Annotated in this window: 3 protein-coding genes; 1 reads left to right on the forward strand and 2 read right to left on the reverse strand. The window is 71.2% G+C overall.

Going from position 1 to position 2,815, the window contains the following annotated elements:
- Nucleotides 1-79 precede the first annotated feature (79 nt).
- Nucleotides 80-925: a histidinol-phosphatase HisJ family protein gene (locus JX283_RS08105; RefSeq protein WP_204830122.1), complete on the forward strand. Its 846-nt coding sequence runs from the start codon at nucleotides 80-82 to the stop codon at nucleotides 923-925.
- Here JX283_RS08105 and JX283_RS08110 read toward each other — a convergent pair.
- Both JX283_RS08110 and JX283_RS08115 read right to left on the reverse strand, forming a co-directional pair.
- Nucleotides 922-2,145 (reverse strand): cell wall metabolism sensor histidine kinase WalK, encoded by a 1,224-nt coding sequence (locus tag JX283_RS08110; protein WP_204408095.1) that lies wholly within the window; start codon nucleotides 2,143-2,145, stop codon nucleotides 922-924. The genes JX283_RS08105 and JX283_RS08110 overlap by 4 nt on opposite strands.
- On the reverse strand, nucleotides 2,138-2,815 hold a 678-nt coding region (locus JX283_RS08115; protein WP_204830123.1), incomplete at its 5' end, for a response regulator transcription factor. The genes JX283_RS08115 and JX283_RS08110, both read right to left, overlap by 8 nt.

Raw genomic sequence — 2,815 nt, forward strand, 5'->3', positions numbered from 1 at the left:
CCCTGAAACCCTAGACTGGTCGGGGACGCCCGGACCCGTCACACCACCGCCGCCCCGTAGAGCCGCAAGGGAGACCGCCATGCTCGCCGACTTCCACGTCTACACCGAGTTCTCCGACGACTCCGTCTACCCGATGGAGCAGGTGGCCGAGGACGCCTTCCGCCTGAACCTGGACGCCCTGTGCTTTTGCGACCATGTGGACTACGGCGTGAAGCCCGATGCCGGCGAGCCCTGCGACCGATTCGACCCCGACAACGGCAAGCCCGTCACTAACGTGGACTACGCCCGCTACTTTCCAGAGGTAGAACGCGTACGAGCGCTCTTTGACGGGCGGCTGACGATACGGGCCGGGCTGGAGCTGGGCGTGCAGCGCCACACGGTGGCCCGGTACGAGGCCGTACTGGACCACTGGGGCGACCGCTTGGACTTTTGCCTGCTGTCCATCCATCAGGTGGAAGACAGAGAGTTCTGGAACGGCGACTACCAAAAGGGACGCGACCAAGACGCCGTCCACCGCGACTACTACGACGAGATGCTGGCCGTCATGGACGCCTTCGACGGCTATGACTCCGTCGCCCACTTGGACCTCATGCGCCGCTNTGACCCCTTTGGGCCCGTGCCCTTCGAGCGGGTCCGAGACCAGGTGGCCGCCGTGCTCGAGCACGTCATCGCCCACGGGAAGACCATCGAGCTCAACACGTCGTCCTGGCGCTACGGCCTCGACGACACCATGCCGTCCTCAGATGNTTTCAGGCTCTACCGCGACCTCGGCGGCACGCTCTTGACCCTGGGCTCCGACTCCCACCGGCCCTCGCACCTGGGCTCCTACCTGCGGGTGGGCCAGCGGATGCTCCGCGACCTGGGCTTCACGGAGTTCGTCACCTACGAGCGGCGCGTGCCCACGGCGCACCCCCTGGCCTTCTAAGCCCGCGCCCCCTTGGCCGGCAGCCACACCGTCACGGTGAAGGCGTTGGCGCCGTCGGCCCCCGGGCCCTGGGTGGCCCGGACGGTGCCGCCGTGGGCCCCCACGATACCGGCCGCCTGGGCGAGGCCTATGCCAAAGCCGCCGGTCTCCCGGGACCGCGCCTCGTCGGGCCGGTAGAAGCGGTCGAACACGCGCCCCAGCGCCTCCGGGTCCAGCGGCTCGGCAGGGTTGGACACCCGGAGCTCGGCGCCGCGGCGCACCCGGGCCAGGGAGAGGGTCACCTCGCCGCCGGGCAGCGCGTACTTAACGGCGTTGTCGAGCAGCACGGAGAGCAGGGTCCCCACGGCGCGGGGGTCGGCCTCCACGGACACGCCCGGCTCCACCTCGGCGCGGAGCCCGTGGCCCTCCACCGAGGCGAAGTCCGCCAGGTCGTCGGCCACCCCCGCCACGAGGGACGAGAGGTCCACGCGCTCCCGGACGGCGGCGCCCTCGTCCTCCAAGCGCGAGAGGACCACGAGGTCGTCCACGAGGCGCGCCAGCGAGTGCGCCTGCCGCGAGGCCTTCTCGATCCAGCGGTTCTCCCCCACCTCCATCTCCAGCACGCGGAGGCTCGTCACGATGACGGTGACGGGCGTCTTGAGTTCATGGGAGGCGTCGGTGACGAAACGCTGCTGCCGCTGGGCCGCCTGCACGAGGGGGTCGATGGCCCGGGCCGAGAAGAGCCGCACGAACAGGTAGACGAGGAGGTCGGCCGCCGCGCCCACGGCCACCGTGGCGAGCGCCGTGGTCTCGAGCGACGCCAGGCCGCCCCGGCAGTCGAGGAAGACGGCGGTGCGGCGCTGGCCGTCCTCGGTCACGAGGCAGCGGTAGCCGTCGTACCAGCTGAAGCCCGGCGACGCCGCCGAGGCCCGGCGGGCGAAGGCGACGACGTCCGCGGCGGTGACGGTCGCGACGTGGGAGAGGTCCGTGGCCACGGCGGTTCCGTCGGGGCCCACATCCACCACGAAGTACCTGGCGGAGAAGGGCGTCTCGGGGTCGAGCCCCGCCGTCCCGCGCGGGATGGTGCCCCCGTTGGCAGCGATGACGGAGAGCACGTGGTCGGCGCGGTCGCACACGCCGTAGAGGCCGGCGCCGTTGATGGCCAGGCCCACGAGCACGATGACCACGGTGGCGGCGGCCATGGCCACCGCCACGAAACGCCGACGCAGCCGCTCAATCACCGGCGGCCTCCCGGAGGGTGTAGCCGAGGCCGCGGATGGCCACGATGGACACCGACGAGCCCAGGGACGCCAGCTTCTTGCGCACGTTGGAGACGTGCACCCAGACGACGTTGACCTCCGCCTCGGCGTCCCAGCCCCACACGCGCTCGAGGATCCCCTCGGCGGGCGTCACCGCCCCCGGCGCCGCCATGAGCAGCTCCATCACCTGGAACTCCCGGCGCGACAGCTGCACGGAGCGGACGCCGCACGACAGCACGGAGCCGTCGAGGTCCAGCACGAGATCGCCGAAGGACGCGGTGCGCGGCTGCCAGGGACCGCGGCGTCGCAGCATGGCGCGCACGCGGGAGAGGAGCTCGTCGGGCGAGAACGGCTTGGGCAGGTAGTCGTCGGCACCGGCGTCAAAGCCTTCGATGCGGTCGCGTGTGGCGCCCTTGGCCGTAAGCATCATTACCGGTGTGTCCACACCGGCGTCGCGGAGGCGCCGCAGCACCTCGGTGCCGTCCATGGCCGGCATCATGACGTCGAGCACGATGCCGTCGTAGGCGCCGGAGAGCCCGTGGTCGAGGGCCGTGCGGCCGTCGCCCACCACCTCCACGGCGAAGTTGTTGCGCTCGAGGAACACGCCGAGCACCTCGGCGAGGTCGCGGTCGTCCTCTGCCACCAGCAGACG

The sequence above is a fragment of the Olsenella sp. CU969 genome (assembly GCF_905219715.1).
Lineage (GTDB): Bacteria > Actinomycetota > Coriobacteriia > Coriobacteriales > Atopobiaceae > Granulimonas > Granulimonas faecalis.